The organism is Pseudoalteromonas sp. APC 3694 (assembly GCF_030407565.1).
Taxonomy (GTDB): Bacteria; Pseudomonadota; Gammaproteobacteria; order Enterobacterales; family Alteromonadaceae; genus Pseudoalteromonas; species Pseudoalteromonas tetraodonis.
Window position 1 is genome coordinate 1 of the sequence record NZ_JASDDE010000041.1, and the last position, 21,595, is coordinate 21,595.

Annotated in this window: 13 protein-coding genes; 10 read left to right on the forward strand and 3 right to left on the reverse strand. The window is 38.0% G+C overall.

Features of this window, described 5'->3' with window-relative positions; translation table 11 throughout:
• From QMA00_RS13600 to QMA00_RS13610, 3 genes are all read right to left on the reverse strand, one after another.
• A partial coding sequence (locus tag QMA00_RS13600) for a transposase (RefSeq protein ID WP_290157663.1) occupies positions 1–270 on the reverse strand: 270 nt, incomplete at its 3' end.
• An 85-nt stretch (positions 271–355) separates the two neighbouring features.
• Complete coding sequence (locus tag QMA00_RS13605) at positions 356–946, reverse strand: hypothetical protein (protein WP_076923081.1); 591 nt, start codon at positions 944–946, stop codon at positions 356–358.
• Positions 943–1,782, reverse strand: coding sequence for a hypothetical protein (locus QMA00_RS13610; protein WP_076923082.1), 840 nt, complete (start codon positions 1,780–1,782; stop codon positions 943–945). Before QMA00_RS13610 ends, QMA00_RS13605 begins: the two co-directional genes overlap by 4 nt.
• Before the next feature lie 469 nt (positions 1,783–2,251).
• Here QMA00_RS13610 and QMA00_RS13615 point away from each other — a divergent pair, with 469 nt between their 5' ends.
• From QMA00_RS13615 to QMA00_RS13660, 10 genes are all read left to right on the forward strand, one after another.
• On the forward strand, positions 2,252–2,863 hold the full coding sequence (locus tag QMA00_RS13615; RefSeq protein ID WP_290157666.1) for a DUF1819 family protein: 612 nt from the start codon (positions 2,252–2,254) through the stop codon (positions 2,861–2,863).
• Positions 2,863–3,468 carry a DUF1788 domain-containing protein gene (locus QMA00_RS13620; protein ID WP_076923083.1) on the forward strand — a complete coding sequence of 202 codons (606 nt, stop codon included), beginning with the start codon at positions 2,863–2,865 and terminating at the stop codon, positions 3,466–3,468. The genes QMA00_RS13615 and QMA00_RS13620 overlap by 1 nt, the downstream gene beginning before the upstream one ends.
• Before the next feature lie 35 nt (positions 3,469–3,503).
• Positions 3,504–7,193 (forward strand): BREX system P-loop protein BrxC, encoded by a 3,690-nt coding sequence (gene brxC, locus QMA00_RS13625; RefSeq protein ID WP_290157669.1) that lies wholly within the window; start codon positions 3,504–3,506, stop codon positions 7,191–7,193.
• Between the two features lie 8 nt (positions 7,194–7,201).
• Entirely contained in the window at positions 7,202–7,816 is a 615-nt protein-coding gene (gene ssb / locus QMA00_RS13630; protein WP_282452133.1) for a single-stranded DNA-binding protein, read from the forward strand.
• Between the two features lie 31 nt (positions 7,817–7,847).
• Entirely contained in the window at positions 7,848–9,089 is a 1,242-nt protein-coding gene (locus QMA00_RS13635; RefSeq protein WP_290157672.1) for a hypothetical protein, read from the forward strand.
• A complete protein-coding gene (locus QMA00_RS13640) occupies positions 9,086–11,188 on the forward strand; it encodes a RecQ family ATP-dependent DNA helicase (protein ID WP_076923087.1) in 2,103 nt (700 codons plus the stop codon). Before QMA00_RS13635 ends, QMA00_RS13640 begins: the two co-directional genes overlap by 4 nt.
• A gap of 86 nt (positions 11,189–11,274) precedes the next feature.
• Entirely contained in the window at positions 11,275–13,056 is a 1,782-nt protein-coding gene (locus tag QMA00_RS13645; RefSeq protein ID WP_076923088.1) for a DNA-processing protein DprA, read from the forward strand.
• 83 nt (positions 13,057–13,139) lie between these two features.
• Positions 13,140–16,796 carry a BREX-1 system adenine-specific DNA-methyltransferase PglX gene (pglX, locus tag QMA00_RS13650; protein ID WP_076923089.1) on the forward strand — a complete coding sequence of 1,219 codons (3,657 nt, stop codon included), beginning with the start codon at positions 13,140–13,142 and terminating at the stop codon, positions 16,794–16,796.
• Positions 16,797–16,819: 23 nt separating this feature from the next.
• Positions 16,820–18,946: an AAA family ATPase gene (locus QMA00_RS13655; RefSeq protein WP_076923090.1), complete on the forward strand. Its 2,127-nt coding sequence runs from the start codon at positions 16,820–16,822 to the stop codon at positions 18,944–18,946.
• Positions 18,947–18,948: 2 nt separating this feature from the next.
• On the forward strand, positions 18,949–21,522 hold the full coding sequence (locus QMA00_RS13660; protein ID WP_076923091.1) for a nuclease domain-containing protein: 2,574 nt from the start codon (positions 18,949–18,951) through the stop codon (positions 21,520–21,522).
• Positions 21,523–21,595 lie beyond the last annotated feature (73 nt).

Genomic DNA, 21,595 nt, shown 5'->3' on the forward strand with positions numbered 1-21,595 from the left:
CCTCAGGATATCATTCGTTCGCTTGAGCTCTTTATTCTCGCGCTCTAAGACGGCAAGGCGTTCTTCAGTTGATTGCGTATTAGAAGAGGGTTTAGACGGTTGAGCTTGAGATTTCTTGACCCATGCTCTAAGTGTTTCTGGGGTACATCCCAGTTTATCTGAAATCGATACTAGCGCAGCCCAAAGAGAAGGGTATTCATGCTGTTGTGTGGTAACAAGCCTAATTGCACGTTCACGAAATTCTGATGTATAGCGATTTGATTTTTTCATAGTTCCAGTTTCTCAAGTTATTGAGTCTCTGGCAAACACGGGGCGATTCATAACTCAACTTCCCACCTCCTCATAGAATTAAGTATTACTGAAGAGATGCTGTAAAACTGCGAACTAATACCAAATTTTGCAGCACCATAATGTAACGCCGCCAGTAAATCATCGTCAGACAAGCTAAATTTTCAACTTGTAAGCCTGAGCTACTATAACTTTTAATCTTAATAAGCATGTCTAAGTGAAGGGCAGTAGCGAGTTTTTCAGCAGAGTCACGGCCTATATCAAAAGGTATGTCCTTCCACTTAGTACTACTTCTGTGCGCTCTTAAACTTACTGTGTAATAAGGGTTTGCCGTTGCCAGCCTTAAAATAGTGAAATCTTGCTCTCTCATTAAAGTGCGTACATCGTGCATTTCAACATTTACTAATTTGTAGCCAAGTGCTAATTCAAATGCAGTGTTGCTATTTTCAGGGGTAATAAATATTTGGCCCCACCAGGTAATTGTAATAGAGCAGTTATTTGCTTTAAATAGTTTAAATAAGCCATGTAATAGTACTAAGCTTGGTTTCCAATCTTTTGCCATTACATCTACACCGCTAACTGGTGATGGGTGATAATCAAGAATTACCCTGCGCTTTTTAGCCTGTTTGATTTCTGATAGCAAAGTTTGAATATTCATACAGATTCACGCTCAGCCATAATCTTTATGCTAAAAGACTGGTGTCGCTTACCAATCTTTCCCTGCTTTGTAATGCCTGTACCACTAAATGTAATTTCTTTATCGTAGTAATAAGCATGTTCAAACCGTAAGCTAGCGGTTCTATTTTTAGTGTCAATATGAGTAATTAAGTCACCATAAACCACACCAAAAATACGCTTTATGACTCTTAATACTATTTGCTCAATCTCCAGTTCAAGCCGTTCAGTTTGTACACTTAGCGTGTTCGACTCTTCATTTAAGTTAGATAATAGTTCATCACAACCTGTCGTTAGCACATTGGTGCACTTGTCATCTAAATCTCGAATCGGCGAAACTATATTTTCAAGTTTCCAGTATAGGTCAGAGGTGTTTTCAAACGCCTCTTGTTTAGCTTCCAGCTCATGAATTAACGATAAAACTAATGGCACACGTTTTTTATCTAATATAACGCTTTTAATATTCCGCTCAGGCAAAGCTATATCGTCAATATTTATATATGCGGTAATGAAGTGAGGTTCTTTATTTGGGGGTAACTGCCCTGAAAATGCAATTTTTGTACTTGTTACATGTAGGTATGAAGTCATCGAATGATGATAGCGATTGGTTAGCCCATAAAACCAATTTACCTCTGCGGTTTTAACAATCACCTCATAAAGATTATTTTCTTCTAGAAGCTGACGAGCCTTGTGTACTTTATTAATGAGTCTTTCGGCAAACTCAACTAAGCAATAAGTAGGTAACGTTAACCTGTAATGCTCATTCAGCTGTTCCTTATTAAGTAATTGTACCTCTAAACAAATAACTTGATGGGACATAGCTACACCCTCCGACTTATATAGGTTAACCTACGATTTATGCTAACGCTTTAATAAAAGTACTTATATCAAAAGTACTCTTGATTCATACCATTGATTTATAAATGGGGAAAACATTTATAAATCTCAGCTAATAGCAATGAGTTATTATTTCTGCTTAGCTATCAGAGTAACTAAGAGAAGCAGTTCGCGCCGTCATATCAAAAGTTAACACCGCTAAAGTAATCAGTTTAGGGATCTTGCTAAATCAAGTATAATTTCAGGATGATTTTTTTACTTCAATTAACAAACAATACCTCTTTAAAAGTGGTACAAATGAAGAAGGTATACATATATTGTTTTGATAAGTGCTGCTCTAGCTGCTTATTCATTAAGACATTAGAATATCGGTGATACCCTGATGCAGTATTACCGCTTGCTACAATAACTTATTTTTTGCTCCTCGTTACATTGCAGAATTGGAAAATTAATGCCTAAAGAAATGAATTCATACAAAGACTATCTTGGCGATCTCATTGGTGGCAGCTTAATGATCAAAGAAAGTCAGACAGTCGCCGAGCTATTACTTAAAAAACCGACACAAGAAGAATGGTTAGAAGCCATTGTAAATCAGAATGTTCTCCAAAAGCGCTCTGACGCTTCAGCAAAGAGGAATGCGGCTACTATCAAAAAGCGTTTGGAAGGTATGTCAGATAAATACCTAGAACTTATCGCATTTGGTAGCACAGAGCTATCAACTCAGTTAATGTTTGCAGCTACGTTAATTAATTGCACTTTGCTAGCTGATTTCATGCGCAATGTAGTGTTAGATGCTAAACGTATGTTCCGTGAAAGTTTAGATGTAGCTGATTGGGAGTCCTTTTGGGATGAACGCATTAGATTATTCCCTGAGTTAGCTCAAATGTCAGAATCATCGACTTACAAAATATCTCAAGTCGCTTTTAAAGTCATAGCTGACGCTGGTTATATAGAAACAACGCGGAATAAAAAAATACAAAATGTATATTTGTTACCAGAAGTGAGAGACTTACTTTTAGAGATCGACAAAGACGATATTATTTCAGCGATGGAGTTGCATTAATGGTTGAGCTTAAAACCAAACAACAAAAACGACTTCACGAGCGGCTTGATGAAATTCAGCCCAAGATTGAAAGTGAAGATTTTTTAAAAAACCAAGGTTTAGGAAATGAAATTGGTTTTTACGTGTTCGACTACCCACCAGAGTCAGAGTTGACTGTAAGAGAGCATTTAGAATACATGACGGAGCGCCTTAACAAACGTGGGCGTAATTTTAAAAGCATCAACTTGTTTGAAGCCATTATCGAATTGCTTGATTCCCGCAAGCTTACTGAAAGAGCATTTAAAGTACAAAAAGAGCGCGGTGATGATGCGCTATTCAACGCATTAAAAGGGCCTCTTGAGCAAAACCGAGTCGCTAAATTTATCGCTTCAAAAATAGACTTCGGCTCTTGTGAAAAAAACAAAACTGAGTTCATTTTACTTCATGGGCTTGGGAGCGCGTGGCCTATTATTCGTGGGCACGGCTTGTTAAACGCTCTACATGCTAAGGTAGGCAACGTACCAACGGTACTCTTCTATCCCGGTGAGTACGACGGTACAGCGCTTAAACCCTTTGGCAGAATCGAATCAAATAACTATTATCGTGCATTTAAATTAGTACCGTAAACGGACTTGCAATCAAACAACAAGGATAAAATAACATGCAAATTAAAGACTTATTTACTAAAGATATAAACCGACCAATTAACGGTGTTGTAAAAGCTGATCAATTAGAAAACAGCACTGTTTTTACCGAGCTAGACGAATATGTAATCACTACCGAATTAGCAAAACATTTCGAAGAGTTCTTCGATGCGTATATGCCTTCAGTACGCGATCCAAAAGCAAAAGCAGCATCAGGCAAATTAGGGATTTGGGTGAGTGGATTTTTTGGCTCAGGTAAATCTCACTTCATCAAAATACTGTCTTACCTTTTACAAAACATTCAAGCAACAAATGGTGAGTTTGATAAATCAGCTATCGAGTTTTTCAAAGATAAAAACCTAGATGGCTTCTTATTAGGTGAAATAGACACTGCGGTTACCAAAGATAATACCGTTATCCTTTTTAATATCGACAGCCGTGCCAACACCGATGACGGTGATGATGCAATTTTAAAAGTGTTCTTAAAAGTTTTTAACGAGCAAATGGGCTTCAGTGGAGATCACCCTCATATTGCGCACCTTGAACGCGAGTTAGACCAACGAGGTGTATTTGAACAGTTCAAACAAGAGTTCAATGCGTTAGCGTCTGCTAACTGGATTGAAGAAAGAGATGCTTACGATTTTTACCGCGATGACATGGCTGATGCGCTTGGTAAGGTAACTAATCAATCAACTGAATCAGCAAGGCAGTGGGTTGAGCAACTTGAAAACAACTTCACCTTAGACGTAAGTAACTTTTGTAAATGGGTAAAAGAATACCTAGATGTAAGCTCAGACCGCCGAGTGTTGTTTTTTGTGGATGAAGTGGGTCAGTTCATTGGTAACAACACTCAGATGATGCTGAAGCTTCAAACAATCACCGAAAACCTCGGTACTATTTGTGAAGGCCGTGCTTGGGTGGTGGTTACTTCTCAAGAAGACATCGATGCAGTAATTGGGCAAATGACAGGCTCAAAAGGTCATGACTTCTCAAAAATCCAAGGCCGATTTGAACGCCTATCTCTTTCAAGCTCAAATACCAGTGAGGTGATAGAAAAACGCTTATTATCAAAAGAAGATGCAGCCCGCAACGAGCTTCAGGACTTGTATGATCAAAAAGGTGACATTCTAAGAAACCAGTTAGCTTTTGATAGCACAACAACTGCTGAGTTGGCTAATTATAAAGATGCAAGTAGCTTTATAAACAGCTATCCATTTGTGCCATACCATTACACGCTAGTTCAGAAAATTTTTGAAGCTATTCGTAAAGCGGGTGCAACAGGCTTACATTTAAGCCGTGGTGAACGCTCCTTGTTAGATGCATTCCAAAGCGCAGCCAAAGAAGTGCGAGATGAAAATATCGGAGTTCTAATTCCGTTATACTACTTCTACCCAGCTATCGAAAGCTTCTTAGATACATCCGTTAAAAAAGATATTGATCAGGCATCTGTAAAAGAATCTATATCGCCGTTTGCGCTCAACATATTAAAAACTCTGTTTTTAATTCGTTATGTCGATGTAATTAAATCAACGTTAGATAACCTTGTCACCTTGTGTGTAGGCAAAGTCGATGAAGACCGCCTAGCGTTAAGGCGTGAAATTGAGCAGGCTTTAAATGCCCTAGAGCTTAATATGCTTATTGCTCGCCAAGGTGATGAGTACATTTTCCTTACTAACGAAGAAAAAGAAATTGAGCAGGAAATTCAAAAAACTGAAATTGAATTATCTGATCAAACTAAAAAGATTAGCGATCTAATTTTCGATGATGTACTGCGTCGTGAAGCGAACTATCGCTACCCTGAAAACAAGCAAGATTTCCCTATCAGCCGTTTTTGTAATGGTAGCCCACGAGATGGCTCTCAAGAAAACGACTTAGTAGTAAAAGTGATCACACCAAGAGATCCAAATTACGATGAGTATACATCTACCGTGTGTGCTAATCGTTCAATGGATGGCGATAGTGGCTCTATAATCATCAAGTTGGCTGAAAGCAACAGAGTATTCAGAGATATTGAAACGTTTATCCGAACAAGTAAGTTTTTGCGTGGTAACTCTGGTAAACGCCCAGAACAACAACAGTTACTTCATCAAAAAGCGACAGAAAACCAAGATCGAAATCGCCGATTAATTTCAGAGGTAGAAGAGCTACTAAAAGATGCTGAATTTTACGCATTAGGCTCTAAACAAAATCCGAAAGGCGGAGCGGTAAGCTCAATACTTCAAGAACTTTATCGCTACGTAATTGAAAACACATTCAGCAAACTAAAATTAGTAAAACCATTTCCAGGTGATATTCGCCGCGAAATTCAAAATACCTTAGTTGCAGATGATGTTAGTCAAATTGGTCTTGATTTAAATGCTGACGAAATAAATCCATTAGCTTCGCTAGAGGTTGAGAAATTCATAACCCTTGGCGATGACACTGGCAGAGCAATTACCGCAGAAGACATTGTAAAACGCTTTTCAAAACGTCCTTTTGGTTGGAACGATGAAGAAATAATTTTAATCATTTCGCGTTTAGCGTTAGCTAACAAAATTTGCTTTCAAATGCGTCAACAAGAAGTCCCTTTAAAAAGTGCGTACGACAACCTAACACAAGTTAGAAAACGCGCAGAGCTTCGTATTCGACGTATTAAACAACAGTCTGAAGCTAACTTAAACCGTGCGGCTAAATTGTTTAAAAACGTGTTTGGTAAAAATGCCCCTGACAGTGAAAAAGAGCTGTTTAATATTGCTCAATCTAATATTAACACCATGAAAAAGAAGCTTGATGGCTTTGCTAACAAAGCATCAACGGGGCACTACCCAGGTGTAAAAGATATTGATAATGGCCGAGTGTTGTTAGCGGGTTTAATTGAAGCGCAATCAAGCTATCAGTTTATTGAATCATTCCTCGCTAATGGTGATGATTTACTGGATTTTGAAGAAGATTACCAAGATCTTGAAAACTTCTACGAAACTCAATTTTCAACTTGGCAAAAGTTGTACAAAGCACTTACTATTGATTTTGACCGTAACCGCATAGCACTCGAAAAAGAAGAAAAAGCGATAGCAGCGCTGCAAAAGTTAGAATCTATTTTTAATAAAGAGCGCCCGTACCGTGACATACGCGACGTAGAACCACTTATTGAAACTGTAAACAAAGTCAACGAGGCTTTATTAACTGAAAAGCGCACTCATGCAAAGGCAAGAATCAATATTCGTATAGAACATGTTTCTGAGCAAATTAAAGCAGCAGGCGCGGTAAATAGCGATATTAGCAATAAAGCGCTATACCCACTTCAAAATGCTAAAAAACGTGTTGATACGCTGCAAGGTATTGCTGAAATACATCAAGAGATCACTGAAGCTGCCACACTTGAAGAAGATGCTTACGAACTAATCAATAAGTTTATTGAACAGCAACAAAAACTCGCTGAGCAAAAAGCCAAAGAAGTAGCGCAAAAGGCTAAACAAGCCCCCGAATCGGTTCTTGGCTCAGGTATAGACTCAGAAAGTGGTGATTACAAACCAACAAAAGCTGAGCCAAAAAAAGTAGCAGAACCAACACCGAAAAAAATAGTTTCAGTTGATACCTCTAGTGTAATGCGAGAGGTAAATAGCGCAGGAATAATCGAAACTGAAGATGATATTAATAATTACCTTGCAGCGCTCAAAGGAAAACTAACAGCATTAGTAAGCAGTAATAATAAAGTACGAATTAAATAGAGGTAATTATGTCTAGAGGAATAAATAAAGTCATCCTAGTTGGTAGTTTAGGAAAAGACCCTGAAGTTAAATACCTACCTAATGGTAATGCTGTGGCAAATATCAGTTTAGCGACAAGTGAAAGTTGGAAAGATCGTAATACAGGGCAAAAACAAGAGAAAACAGAGTGGCATAGAATAGTCGTCTTTGGAAAGCTTGCTGAAATTGCAGGGCAGTACCTTACAAAAGGAGCACAAGCATACTTTGAAGGTAAGTTGCAGACTCGCAAGTGGCAGGATAAAACAACAGGCCAAGACAAATATACGACTGAAATTGTTGTAGATTCTGGTGGTCAAATGCAAATGTTAGGTGGAAATACTCAAACTAGAAGTGAGCCGAATAATACTTACACTCCAAATGCAGTAGCGAAGCCATCAAACAATAATTTTTCATCTCAAAATAACAATAACCAAACTCAGTTCAATAATAGTAATCAGTTTCAGGGGCAACCAAATACTCAAAATGTGAACCAGAACCAATTTAACAATCAAAATCAGTTTCAAGGACAGCCGCCAAGCAATAATCAAACGGTAACAAATCCTCCAAAAGTAGAAATAGATTTTGATGATGACATCCCTTTTTGAGGATAGCAGCACGGCTAAGGGATTAAGTTAAATGGGCTTCTTTGCTAATTTATTCAAAAGTAAAAAACAAATTCTTTGCGAAAAGCAAAGCGAGTTAACTCGTCAGAAGAAAGTTTTGAAGCAAAGTAACAATGAGCAGTTAGCGAAGAAAATAAATGCAATTCCAGTCATAACGGCAAGGAATAAATTAGTAGCCACTCTGTCAACGTTTGAGCTTAAGAGAACTCAACTAAACCTTCAGTGGCAACAGGCATATGCTGATTTTTCATGGTGGAATAAGTTAAAACATGATGAAAATCTAGACTTAAGTTCGTTAGACAAAGAAATAAGAAAATTAAAAGCAGCATTAAAAGAATTTGACAAAAAATACGGTAACGATTGCAAAGCAATAGACACGCATTTCAAGTCATTAGCGTCTTTAAGCGAAGAAAGAATTGATAGAGCACATAAAACACTAAAAGATGCTGTAGATAAAAACCTAGTAAAGGATATAAATAACACTTCAGTTGCCGCAGCTTGGTTTGCTGGTTTATCGGTTCCTGTATCAATTTCAGCGGATCTATATAGCGCCAATCAAGTATATGATTCACTTAGAGCTGTTAATAGCAACTTTGAAAATATGTCTAATACCGAAATTTGGTTTGAAACACTTTGGATGTCACCCGAAAGTCATGCAGGTTTGGTCAGTTTAACCAAAGGCGCATATTTCGAGCAGCTCGTTGCAGATGATACAGGGGGAGAATTATTTGAACACTTTAATAACCCCAGTACAGATATCACAATTGATGGCATAGAGATGCAAATCAAAGCAACAGACAGCGTGTCTTATATTGCCTCAGTTGATGAAGAAATCCCTGTAATAGCAACAAGTGAAATTGCAGCACAAACCGTTGCAATTGATGGGGGGTATACCAATGAAGAACTTAATAATACAGTAGAACAAGCACTAGGTGGTGGAGTGATTGACGCAAAAGACACTGCTGTTGATGCCATTCTCTCAGGTGTTGGTACACTGGGTATCTTCGCTACTATTAGCGGAATTAACCACGCTTCTGAACGCTATAATAAGGGCGTTGATGGGGTAGAGGCTATTTTTGATGGTGCAGGTGTTGCTATTGAAGGAACTGCCAAAGGTCTCGTTGATGCAAGTGAAATGGTTTACAAGGCAGCAATGTCAAAACCAAGCAGGTTTATTGGTCGCACATTAGTTAAAGGATTAAAAAAGCTCGACGACAAATTGTTTGAAGAGCCATCCAAGGAAGAAAAACGATGAAAGAAATAGCACAAGCATATTTACATGAAATGACGGGAAACCCAACAGCATCTTTTCATAAAGACCAGTGGGAATCTATCGATGAACTGGTGAATAAACAAAATCAATTACTAGTCGTTCAGCGTACTGGTTGGGGTAAAAGTGCCGTATATTTTATCGCCACAAAAATTCGTCGCTCTCAAAGCTTTGGCCCAACATTAATTATATCGCCTTTGCTATCATTGATTCGTAACCAAATAGACTCTGCTGCAAAACTAGGCTTAAAGGTGGTTTCATATAATTCATCAATGGACAAAAGTGAGCGCCAAATTGCCGAAAATCAAATACTCGCTAGCCAAGTTGACGCAATCATAGTTGCTCCTGAACAGTTAGGGCAAACTTACTTTGCCGAGAATATTTTGACTCGCATTAGTGGTAGTGTAGGCTTGTTTGTAGTCGATGAAGCGCACTGTATATCAGACTGGGGGCACGACTTCAGGCCAGACTATGGCCGTATTGTTCGCGTATTACAAAATATGCCGAAGAATATGCCTGTATTAGCGACAACCGCTACAGCGAATAACCGCGTTGTTAATGACATTAAAAATCAATTAGGAGATCGCTTATCTATAATCAGAGGAGCGCTCACGCGCAAAAGCTTACAGCTGCAAAATATTGATATTTCAAATAAATCAGAACGCCTCGCGTGGTTAGCTCAATATTTAAATAACATTTCAGGTACTGGGATTATTTATACCAAAACAACTAAAGACAGTGAGATAGTTGCAGGCTTTTTGCAAACGCAAGGTATTAACGCTCATGCTTATCATAGCCAATTAGAAACGAACGAGATGAAAGAACAGCTCGAACAAGCGCTAATAAATAATAAAATCAAAGCACTTGTTTCTACTTCTGCATTAGGTATGGGATTCGATAAGCCCGATCTAGGCTTTGTCATTCATTACCAATCACCAGGAAACGTTGTTGAATATTATCAACAAGTAGGCCGTGCAGGGCGCGGAATAGATAAAGCAATCGGTATAATGATGCTAGGTAAAGAAGATGGCAGAATACAGCAATACTTTATTGAAAATGCTTTCCCTAAAGAGCAACAAATTAATCAATTATTAGAAGTCATAGAAAATGCAGATGGCCTCAAAGTAACAGAGCTAGAACCGCTCGTTAACTTCTCAAAAGGTACAATAGAAGACATTTTAAAGTTTTTAAGCATAGAGCAGCCATCACCAATATTAAAAGACGGTCCTCAATATTTTAGAACACAGTTTGATTACCAAATACCAGAAGAAAAAATTGAACGTCTAAATATTATTAAACAAGGTGAGTGGGAAGTCTTAAATAATTATCATAAATCTAATACATGCTTAATGCAGTTTTTGTCAAAAGAGTTAGATGATCCCGATTCACAGCCTTGCGGTAAATGTGAAAATTGTAATCCAGCAAATAAACTACCTGACAAAGTCGATAGTGAGCTGGTATTAAAAGCGAATGATTACTTAAGGCATAGGTACATTGCTATTAAACCAAGAGCAACCTTTGCTAGTTCTGGCAATAATGCCCGCTTAGCATTTACTAAATATGGTCTTCCCTATAGCGCAAATAAAGCTAATTTAAATATTGAAAAAGGGATGGCGCTTTCATCATGGAAAGATGGCGGCTGGGGTGACCTCGTTGCAGAGGGCAAAGCCTCAGGCGTGTTTAGTCATGACTTAATTCCGCCAATGGTCAAAATGATCAACAGCATCCCTTATGAGCAAAGGCCAAGTTGGCTTACTTACATTCCATCTCCTAGGCACCCTAACTTAGTTAAAAACTTTGCACATGCGTTAGCGGCTGCATTAAATGTTGAATGTAAAGACGCTATTAATATTGCTGAATTAAGACCACCCCAAAAAACGATGGAAAATAGCTTTCACCAAAGTAAAAATTTAGATGGTGCTTTTAGTATAGATACTTCACAAGGGTATTCTTCACCTGTTTGGTTATTAGATGACGCGGTAGATTCAAGGTGGACATTTACCATTGCAGGCGCCTTATTAAGGCAAAATGGTGTAACCAGCGTAGTGCCTATAGCATTAACTAGTACCAGTAAAAATAACTAAGTAAACTAAGACAAAAAAGTGGCAAGGTAAAATTAAGAAACAAGTAAAGCAACCTAATTATAAAATCGATAATAGTAGATACTTAAATGATAACTGAAAATACAAAAGCAATACTTTTACTCACAAGCTTTTTTAACGCGAATGAAGTGAAAGAATATAAAACGCTGACAGTCAATGAGTACGGTTACTTCGCATGTTGGTTACATCAAAATGGTTTTAAGCCTGTAGATTTACTGAATGAAGAAACGTTTGACAGTATTTGGGTATCTTGGGATGAACCATTAAGTCATATTAAAGCGAAACAAATTATCGATTTTGCTCGTTTAGACGATACAATTGAAAAACTAACGTATGAGCGTATTAAAACTCTACTTAATCGAGGTGCAAGTTTAAGCCTAGCGCTCGACAAATGGCAGAGTGCGGGTGTGTGGATCATGGACCGACAACACGAGCACTATCCTAAGGTGATTAAAAAGCAGCTTAAGCATCAAAGCCCAGCTTTATTTTTTGGTGTTGGTAACCCTGAATTACTCTCAAAGCAAGCAATTGGCTTTGTTGGCTCTAGAGATTGTGATGGGCAAGATGAACAAGCAACCAATCAATACGTTTCACAAATTAACCATTTAAATTACCAAGTCGTTTCGGGTGCAGCCAAAGGCGTAGACTCTCATGCAATGCTTGCTTCTCTTAACAACGGCAATACAGCAATAGGCATATTGGCAGATAGCCTGTTCAAAGCAAGCGCAGCAAGACAATGGCGTCAGCACTTAAAAGCCAATAACTTAGTGCTTATAAGTCCATTTTACCCTGAAGGGCGCTTTACACCGGCCAATGCTATGGCGCGTAATAAGTTTATTTACCTCTTATCAAGTTCAACGGTTGTTGTAACTTCAGGTGAGAAAGGCGGTACGTGGGAAGGCGCTAAAGAGAACCTTAAAAAAGGGTGGGTACCACTTCTAGTTTCAGAACATAAACAGCCTTTACAAGCGGGTAATCAAGCATTAATAAATGGCGAGGGCTTAGGCAAGGTTCTGGCTAATGCATGTTCAATTTCGCCTGATAACACCACAGAACAACTGTTAGGGTTATTCTCAACTTCAGAAAAAGAAACCTCTCAACAATCAAAGAAACTAGTCAACGAATCAATTAAAGACGTTGAAAAAGGTCAAGGTTCACTGCTGAGCGGGTTAGATACCTCAACGTTTAGCAATGAGTATACAGAAAGTCCTATAAGTAACATTCAGACTCAAGACGATCTATTTTATATGGCAAAAAATGAACTTGAAAGTGAACCAGAACCATCGGCTTCACCCAATATAGACTCGAAGATAGAAGGTGTTGAGGTTAAAAGTGTTGAGGCTAAAAGTGTTGACGTTAAAAACAATCAACTTGAAGCAGGCGAACATAAAGAGCTCAGCTCAACCTCGTCATCAGAACCGCAAGAGCAGACCAAAAATAAACAGGTTAATTTAAGTAATCAAACACAAAGCGATGAGTGTGATAACACTAAATTGCTAAATGTGGAGCCAGAGCAACACGCAGGTGAGGTGCAAAAAACAGAACAAGCACCAGAGCAAGCCAACGAAAAAATACCAGAGCAAATACCAGAACAGTTAGAAGAGCAATCACCTGAGGAATCAACAACGCCTTTGCTGGATAGCTTTTATCTTCATTTATGCAAATTAATTGAACAGCAACCACAGCATCTTATTGATAAAACAACACTCGACAGCCATTTTCCCGAGTTTGAAATAATGGGCAAGCAGGCATTAGATAAGTGGTTAAAGCACCTAGTTGAGCAAGGCAAACTAGTACGCCCGTCAGCTAAGAAAAAGCAATTTACATTGCCTGTAATATCGCCAACATAAAGTAACAAGTAAGACTGCGAAACAAATTAACATCATGGATTAGATACCGAGGTCAGATACAGCGGCCCAGTAAAGAGAAAATTATGAACACTAAAAACTTAAAATCATACGCACCTAAAGCGCGTAAACAATTTATTGAAGCCGTTAAAAAGCGTGCCGCTCATTTTGGTATATATGAAGATCGAATAGCAGAAGTTCGCATTGAAGGCGGCGCTGCCATAATCGAAGGCCGTGCCTTTACTCGTAAAGAAGGTGAACAACGTAAGCGTTTAGAAAGCAAAGTTACTGAACGTGGCTATGAAATGTTCATCCGCGAAATGGCCTATACCTGGTTTAACCGTTTGGCTGCGATTCGTTACATGGAAATACATGATTACTTTGATCACGGATTCCGTGTGCTTTCCCCTGCAACGAGCCACCCAACTAATGCTGACGGCCTACCTGAAATCTTAAATCATGCATCCGATGTGGCTGAAAGTTTAAATCTAGACAAAGACCATATTATTGAGTTGCAACTAGCGGGTGATAAAGAAGAAGAGCTATATCGCGAACTCCTGTTAGGCCAATGCCATCACCTCTATAAAATTATGCCGTTCATGTTCGAGGCAATTGATGATTCAACAGAGCTTCTTCTTCCAAACAACTTAACTAAAACAGATTCGATCCTAAAAGGGTTAATCAACGATATCCCTGAAGAAGACTGGCAAGAAATCGAAGTTATCGGTTGGCTATATCAGTTTTACATTTCAGAACACAAAGACGCTGTTATGGGAAAAGTTGTTAAATCAGAAGATATTCCAGCTGCGACTCAGCTATTTACACCCAATTGGATTGTTAAGTATCTAGTGCAAAACTCTGTGGGTAGACAATGGTTAGCCACTTACCCTAACTCAGAGCTAAAAGGCAAGATGGATTACTACATCGAACCTGCTGAGCAATCTGATGATGTTATTGAACAGCTAAAAGAGATTACCCCAACCAGTATTGACCCAGAAGAAATCAAAGTGCTAGACCCTGCCTGTGGTTCAGGGCATATCTTGGTTGAAGTATATGAAGTATTGCGCGAAATATACCTAGAGCGTGGCTACCGTCTTCGTGAAATACCTGAACTGATTTTAACTAAAAACATATATGGCTTAGATATTGATGATCGGGCTGCGCAGCTTGCTGGCTTTGCCTTAATGATGAAAGCGCGTGAAGATGATAGACGTATATTTCAACGTGTTGAAGATGGTGAAGTTTCACTAAATGTATTCTCATTGCAATCAACTGAGAATCTTGATATTCCGAAAATATGGAAGGCATTGGATTTAGAGGGCAGTCAGCAAGCGGGCTCTACAGGTGGTTTATTTGATGAACCTATTGTTGCTAACCCTGTGACGGCTGGAACCTATGGGGAATACTATGAACTTATCCAAACGCTTAAATCAGTATTTTTACAAGCAAAGACATTAGGCTCGTTAATAGAAATAAGTGAGGAGTATCTTGATAGTTTAGTTAATTTTGAGAGTTTATTGCAGGATAAAAAGCTTGGCTCCGACCCCTCAGCAAAACATGCAGCTATTGGGCTACTCCCTATTGTAAATCAAGCTATTTTATTGGCTCAGAAGTATGATGCTGTTATAGCTAACCCGCCTTATATGGGTAGGTCATTTTATAACTCTTATCTAAAAGACTTTATCAATAAAGAATACCCCTTAGTAAAAGAGAACATATTTGCAGTGTTTATGGAAAGGGCTTTCTCACTTATCAGTGAGAAAGGCTACAACGCGCAGATCAATATGCACAACTGGATGTTTATTTCTCGCTTTGAATCCTATAGAGGAGACTTAATCGACAAAAGAACGTTACATAATATGTTGCATTTGGGCGCTGGCGCTTTTCCTGAAATTGGAGGCGAAGTTGTACAGAGTACCGCTTTTGTTTATAGAAAGTTCTCTGGCAATGACAATTATTTGGCTACAATTAAGCGGCTAATTGAAGGGAACTCACTTGAAAAAGAGAAGAATTTTAATTTATGTGAAGTAACTTTTAAAACGTCTAATAGAGAGTTGTCAAAAATTGAGGGATATCCTTTTGTTTACTGGGCAACAGATGCTATCAGAAAAACTTTTACCTCAATGGAGGCAGCTGCTGTATACCTAGATACGCGAGAAGGATTAGCAACAGCAGACAATGAGCGTTTTTTAAGATATTGGTTTGAAGTTTCAGTTAATGAAAGATGCACAGAAGTAGATTGGAGTAAAAAATGGGTTCCGTATAACAAAGGTGGTGGCGATAGAAAGTGGTCAGGTTATTTGGAACAGTTAGTTAACTGGGAGGATGACGGAAAAGAGATCAAAAATAATATAGATCAGAAAACAGGTAGAGTTCGTTCCCATAACTATAATGGTGAATACGCTTTTAAGCAGGGCATAACCTGGTCAGGAATTTCAAGCTCTGGTTTTTCTGTTAGATACGTACCCAAAGGACATATGTTTGATGCTAAAGGACCATCAGCATTTACTGAAGCGGAAAACCTCTATCAATTGTTAGCGCTTCTCAATAGTAAAGTGGCAACTTTTTTAATGTCGATGCTCGCCCCTACACTGGATTTTAAAATCGGCCATGTACTGAAGTTACCAGTACACAAAGAGATACTGAAATCTCAAGAACTCAGGAAGCTAGCTCTAGAGGCATTGAAAATATCTAAAGATGATTGGGATACTCAAGAAACATCACCTAATTTCAAAACTTTTATTTTGCACGGAAAAGGGGATATTTCCGAAATACTCTCTAATTATTTGGAGAATGCAAATGAGGCTGTTTCACAGCTAAAATCTATCGAAGAAGATATTAATAGCAAGATTATTTCTCTTTATCAGCTGGACTCTGAAATTAGTAACACTGTTGACATCGAAAACGTATCGCTATGCGCTAACCCTTCATATATCTATTCTAAAAAAGCTTCTTCAGAACATAAGGGGTTGGTTATTCAACGTCTTGTTGTTGCAATTATAAGCTATGGTGTTGGGTGCATGATGGGAAGGTTCTCATTAGATACTCCTGGTATTGTCTATGCTGGCTCAGGTAACAATGGTTTCCAACAAGGTTTAGACAAAGACCTTTATAGATCTTTTCAGGTTGATGATGATGGAATAGTGCCTTGCTCGGAACAAAGCTGGCTATTCGAAGACGATGCTACATATCGTCTGAAAGAGTTTATAAAAACTTTATTCGGAGAAGAAAAATTTGACGGTAATTGGAGGTTTATCGCAACAGCATTGCCCAATTTTAAACCTAAAGAAACAGCAGACACTAATGTTAGGAATTTTTTATCTAAGCCATTTTTTAAGTCTCACTATCAAATGTATTCCAAAAGGCCCATTTATTGGTTATTCAGCTCAGGTAAAGAAAAAGCCTTTGAATGTTTAGTGTATCTGCATCGTTATAACGAAGGCACGTTATCACGTATGCGTACCGAGTACGTCACACCGTTAATGGGTAAGTACGATGCTCAGCATACTTTGCTGTCTGAGCAACAACTACAAGCCACAGGCACGGAAGCTCGTGGTATTGAAAAAGACTTAAAGTCACTTGAGAAGAAACAAGCCGAACTGCGCGCTTTCGATGAGCAGTTAAAGCACTACGCTGAAAAACGCATTACGCTCGATTTAGACGACGGCGTAAAAGCCAACTACGGAAAATTTGGTAACCTATTAGCCGATGTAAAAGCCATCCACGGCAAGGCAGTGAAGTAATATGATGGGGCTATTGAAATAAGATGGAAACAGACAATACACAACCATTGTTAACAATTGCTGAAGCTCAAGCGCTTTCTGACGATGATTTGCTGCAAGTGTTAAAAGCACATTGGCAAATTGAAAGCGATGAATTGCTCGTTTGGGGCGAGTTAATTGAGATTAATACGGCTGAAGACACATTTATTAAATTGACGAATGTAAAAGCGGTTAATCAAACGCAGTTATTAACCTATCCAGTCGATTTACCCACTCAGCATGATATTCCAAGGCGAGGGGTATTTCTGAGTAGTAAAGTTGCAAGGGAATTTTACACGGAAAAAGGCGTGAGATGGATAACCTGTGCTGTTGAGTTATCAGAAGCTAAAGAAAGAGAAAAGCATAATAATCCTTTTATATTAAAGGTTCAGCCTTCGAGCATTAAACCTTTAATTGAGCTGTCAGAATTAAAGGATGAGCAGCATCAGTGGGGCTATATTACTGAGGGGATCATCGAACATGTTTCTAATATAAATAAAGATTTGTTAGATCAAAAAAACGCCTCATTAATTGAGGACGTTAAGATTAAAGAACAGCAAATAAACGCTATTGAAAGTGGTATTGCGTCAGTTCAGCAACAAAAAGACTCGGCTACGGAACAACTGATTAAAGCTCAAAAAGCGCTGGAAAGCGTTAAGGGAAAAGAAATTGAAATGAAACAGTCTTTATCTGAACTTACACGCTATATAGAACAAAAAACGAGAGTTTTAGAGCAATTAGACTTGATTGATAAGGTAGATGAGTCATCTAAAGTTGAAGAAGAGGATGAAGGTGAACATTTGAATTTCTCATCTGATTTTAACAGTGATTACTCGTTGGTTTCGCAATATATTCAAGCTAATTTGGCAGAAAATGGTTTTTTGTACCCTAAGGAAATTGTTGATAACTTTATTACCTTATTGCGATGTAATGATTTAATTGTGTTAGCAGGTGACTCTGGCGCAGGTAAAACAAGTTTGGTTAAGGCATTTGCTAAAGCCATAGGAGGCGTTGCTAAGGTTATTCCTGTTAAGCCTAATTGGACGGGCTCAGAAGATTTAGTGGGTTATTATAATCCGATTGAAAAAAAATATATTTCAACCCCATTTTTAGATGCGCTAATTGAAGCGAGAGATAACCCTACAAAACCTTATTTAATCTGTTTAGACGAAATGAATTTAGCCAAGGTGGAATATTATTTTGCTGACTTTTTGTCAAAAATGGAAGAGCGCAACGGCGCGCCTAAAATAAGCCTATACAGTGATGATTCTGTTGGGCATACCCTTTCAGAAATAAAAACAGTACTGACTATATTGCAAGATGCTCGCAGTAACAGTCAAAACGGCGAATCAATGAGTTTTGTTGAGTTGATACAGGATGAAGCTATTAACAAGAAGCTTCGTTTGGCGTTTGGCATGAGTGATCAGGAGTCGTTAGTTAAATACCACGGTGATATTCGTCGATTAATTGCTGAGCGTACCAACAAGCCTTCTGTATTAACGCTACCTGAAAATGTTCGTATTGTTGGCTCTGTTAATATTGATGATACAACGCATTTTTTGTCGCCAAAAATACTTGATCGTGTTCATGTGATGCAGTTTCAAAGCCCTTTGTTAATGGATTTAGCGGGGATTAAAGCAGAGGTTGAGTTGAATAAAGAGAAGGGGTTATATGAATTAGGTGTTTCTCGCTTTGATTTACCAGTCATGTTTTCTAGTGCAGAAATGGGTAGAAGACATGAGTATCCTGCATTTGATGCTTCGTCTCCCTTTTGTGAATTAATGACAAAATACGTTAAAGAATTTTTTCATCCACTCGGTTTAGACTTTGGTATGCGACCGGTTAGACAAGGCTTGAATTACCAGCATTATTTTAATGATGTAAACACTAGTGAGCAGGAAGCATTAAATAACTTTTTTCTTTTTAAGGTGTTACCAAAGCTTAACTTTGATGGCACAGTAAAAGTTGGCGAATACCATAAACATGAATTGCTATTACAAATGCATGGGGAGCTTAAGCAAGATATTGGTGATGACATAAAAATTAATGAGTCTTTTTCTTCAGTTAAATTACTGGGAGCATTGTTGAAAAAAGCAGAGGCAAACGGTTGGAACGTTAATTTTTGGTTGTAAATATGAACTTTGAAGCCCGTTTTATTAATATTCGTTGGCGTGACAAAACTCATGTTGGATCTGTGAAACTATCGGCTCAGCCTATAGACGTTGAGACTGTTGGTGAAGGTGAATATTGTGCTGATATTATTAGTTATTCAACTTTAAACGATGACAAAAGTGAGTTTGGGCAGTTTGCTGTAAGGCCGCTTAATAGTGTTGAGTTTACCCCTTTTATTATTAATGGAACCGATAAGCTACCGCTACAGCCTGTTGTTGATTTTAAAACAGGGTTAACTTGGTGGGTTGAAAAAGACAAATGGGATAACGACCGAAACCAATGGCAGTCGAGAATGCTGACGGGTGTTGGTTCGGTTATTTTAAGTTTAGGCGCTGAAGAATTAGAGCTAAGAGTTGCAGCCTCTACTTTTACTTATGAACAGCTTGACCGATATTTATCTGATTTTAAGCTCGATTTTTCAGAGTTATTACTCGATGATGAAAGCTATCTTACCAGCAGAGGTAAACTTGATAATTTAGTTTTAAATGAAGATATTTTTAAAACGTTAGATACCTTTGTTGAGTCTATCACCGCGATTGTGGCGAATCCTAAAGTCGATTTAATTGAAACATTATCTCCGCAGCCAAGGGGAAGAGTTAGGCCAACTAATAAAACCTTTATTGAATACATAAAAAACCCCTACGCTAAAAATTATAGTGGCCGAGTGGCAACACCAACTACTGATAATGCAGAGAATCGGTATGCACACTTTATGTTAAAGCAAACCGTATTTATGTTAGGGGTTATTAAGAATATTGCTCAGCAACAATATGATACTGACTCTCGAAAAGTAAAAAGTTATCAATCTCGTATTGATGGGTTTAGTCAGTATGTTTTGGTTAACGCTGATGCGGTAACAAATGCTATAAGTCGATTAAAAGAACAACGCAAGCAGATGCAGTCAAGGTTAGGTAATTTTAATAAAAGTCTTTCAAAAAACAATTTAGCCGCTAACAAGGAATTGTTTGTTCATTTAACAGGTCAGTTTGGTGATAGTAAAAATCGTTTTTTTGCAAAGATTAAAAGTTCTGCGAATAAGCCTTGGCATGATGGGAAGTTAAACGGCTTAGATGGTTATAATCTGGTTTTATTTAGTGTCATGGTTCCTGTTGAGATTGGCTGTGTATATCGGATTGTGGGTAATTGGCAATATGATAAGAGAACCCGAAGAGGGAAGTCTGTTATCGAAATAAACATAAGAGGGCTAAACCGCATAGATTTACTTGGAAGCGATAAATTTGAAAAGCTCACCAATAAAATTAATAGTATGGAAGCAGAGGCAGAAACGTTAGCGAAAAACGGTTGGAAGAGGCCACTGCGACAAAATGAAAAAACAGCTCAGCAGCGTGAACTTGCCTCACTACAGGAAATGCATACTAGACTCAGAGCAAAAGTAGATATAGCTGATCGTTTAACCCAATATTTTGTGCCATTTATTCAAGCTTTAAAATCGCTACAAGTAAAATTTGAACGATTAGGAATAGGCGTGACGGGCAATTTTCCTTCATCTATGACCTTCATTCAAAACCGAACTTACAGTAATGCTAATAAAGCATATAAGAGCATAATTAATTTTTCTGGTTTTAATGAAGATAATGTATTTGAGGCAATTCAAAAGTCTGACAATCTGAAGTTAATAAATATATCGTCTCTTTATGAAAGATGGTGCTTATTGCAGTTTTTTAAAGTGTTGATATTTAAATTTAGATATCAGCCAGAAAAAGGCTGGAAAGAAAAACTTATTGCGTCAGTATTAAATAATGAAAAAGACATTTCTATATCTTTTACAAATAAAGCAGCAGGTCGAGGTATTACCTTATGGTACGAGAAAGTATTAAGTAATAAGCGTACACCAGACTTTTTAATTGAAGTTAATGCACAAGGCGATAATGGACGAGTTAATAGTAGGTCTTTTGTATTTGATGCAAAGTTTTATCAAGACATTAATGACCCCAAACATGGTGGTATTAGCCAAGTTATAAAGCATCTTTATTTTGATAAAGATTATTCAGAGAAGGGTCAAAATGGCGTTTTTGTATTACACCCTTCAAATGACGCTGTACCTGTCGCAATTAACCCGCAATCTTGGGCACAGCATAGCTTTTTAGGTGAGATAACCATGTTTGATTGGGACAATGCTATGCGTGAGCAACAGTATCATAAATATGGTGCAATTAAGCTTTCTCCTATCGATACGGTCAGTTACCTGGATGAATTACAAAGGCTTGTAGGTATGTGTTTACAATATGGGGTTGAGAATAACAAACTTAATAAACAGCATCCTATTACACTTACGGATTCAACCGAGTTTTGTATTCAATGTGGTGGCACCGATTTAAATTATTCGCAAGGTAACAATGATAAAGTATGGTGGGCGACTTGTAATGATTGTAAGCATTTCACCATTTATAGCTATTGCTCTAATGGCGAATGTAGAACTAGATTAATTAAAAACGGCGATTATTGGAATTATCATTCAATTGAAGCTTTAGAGCCTATTAATATTCAATGTCCTGCCTGTTCGGAGCATTTTTAATGATAAATGGTTACAAGTTTCAAGAAGTTTATATCAAGATGAGTTATTGTTTGGTAATCCGGTATTCCCCCAA

Coding starts and splice junctions, on each gene's coding strand:
- ssb (WP_282452133.1), top strand. CDS start 7,202: ATGTCTAGAGGAATAAATAAAGTCATCCTAGTTGGTAGTTTAGGAAAA.
- QMA00_RS13660 (WP_076923091.1), top strand. CDS start 18,949: ATGAACTTTGAAGCCCGTTTTATTAATATTCGTTGGCGTGACAAAACT.
- QMA00_RS13610 (WP_076923082.1), bottom strand. CDS start 1,782: ATGTCCCATCAAGTTATTTGTTTAGAGGTACAATTACTTAATAAGGAA.
- QMA00_RS13620 (WP_076923083.1), top strand. CDS start 2,863: ATGGTTGAGCTTAAAACCAAACAACAAAAACGACTTCACGAGCGGCTT.
- QMA00_RS13605 (WP_076923081.1), bottom strand. CDS start 946: ATGAATATTCAAACTTTGCTATCAGAAATCAAACAGGCTAAAAAGCGC.
- QMA00_RS13635 (WP_290157672.1), top strand. CDS start 7,848: ATGGGCTTCTTTGCTAATTTATTCAAAAGTAAAAAACAAATTCTTTGC.
- QMA00_RS13615 (WP_290157666.1), top strand. CDS start 2,252: ATGCCTAAAGAAATGAATTCATACAAAGACTATCTTGGCGATCTCATT.
- QMA00_RS13645 (WP_076923088.1), top strand. CDS start 11,275: ATGATAACTGAAAATACAAAAGCAATACTTTTACTCACAAGCTTTTTT.
- QMA00_RS13655 (WP_076923090.1), top strand. CDS start 16,820: ATGGAAACAGACAATACACAACCATTGTTAACAATTGCTGAAGCTCAA.
- pglX (WP_076923089.1), top strand. CDS start 13,140: ATGAACACTAAAAACTTAAAATCATACGCACCTAAAGCGCGTAAACAA.
- brxC (WP_290157669.1), top strand. CDS start 3,504: ATGCAAATTAAAGACTTATTTACTAAAGATATAAACCGACCAATTAAC.
- QMA00_RS13640 (WP_076923087.1), top strand. CDS start 9,086: ATGAAAGAAATAGCACAAGCATATTTACATGAAATGACGGGAAACCCA.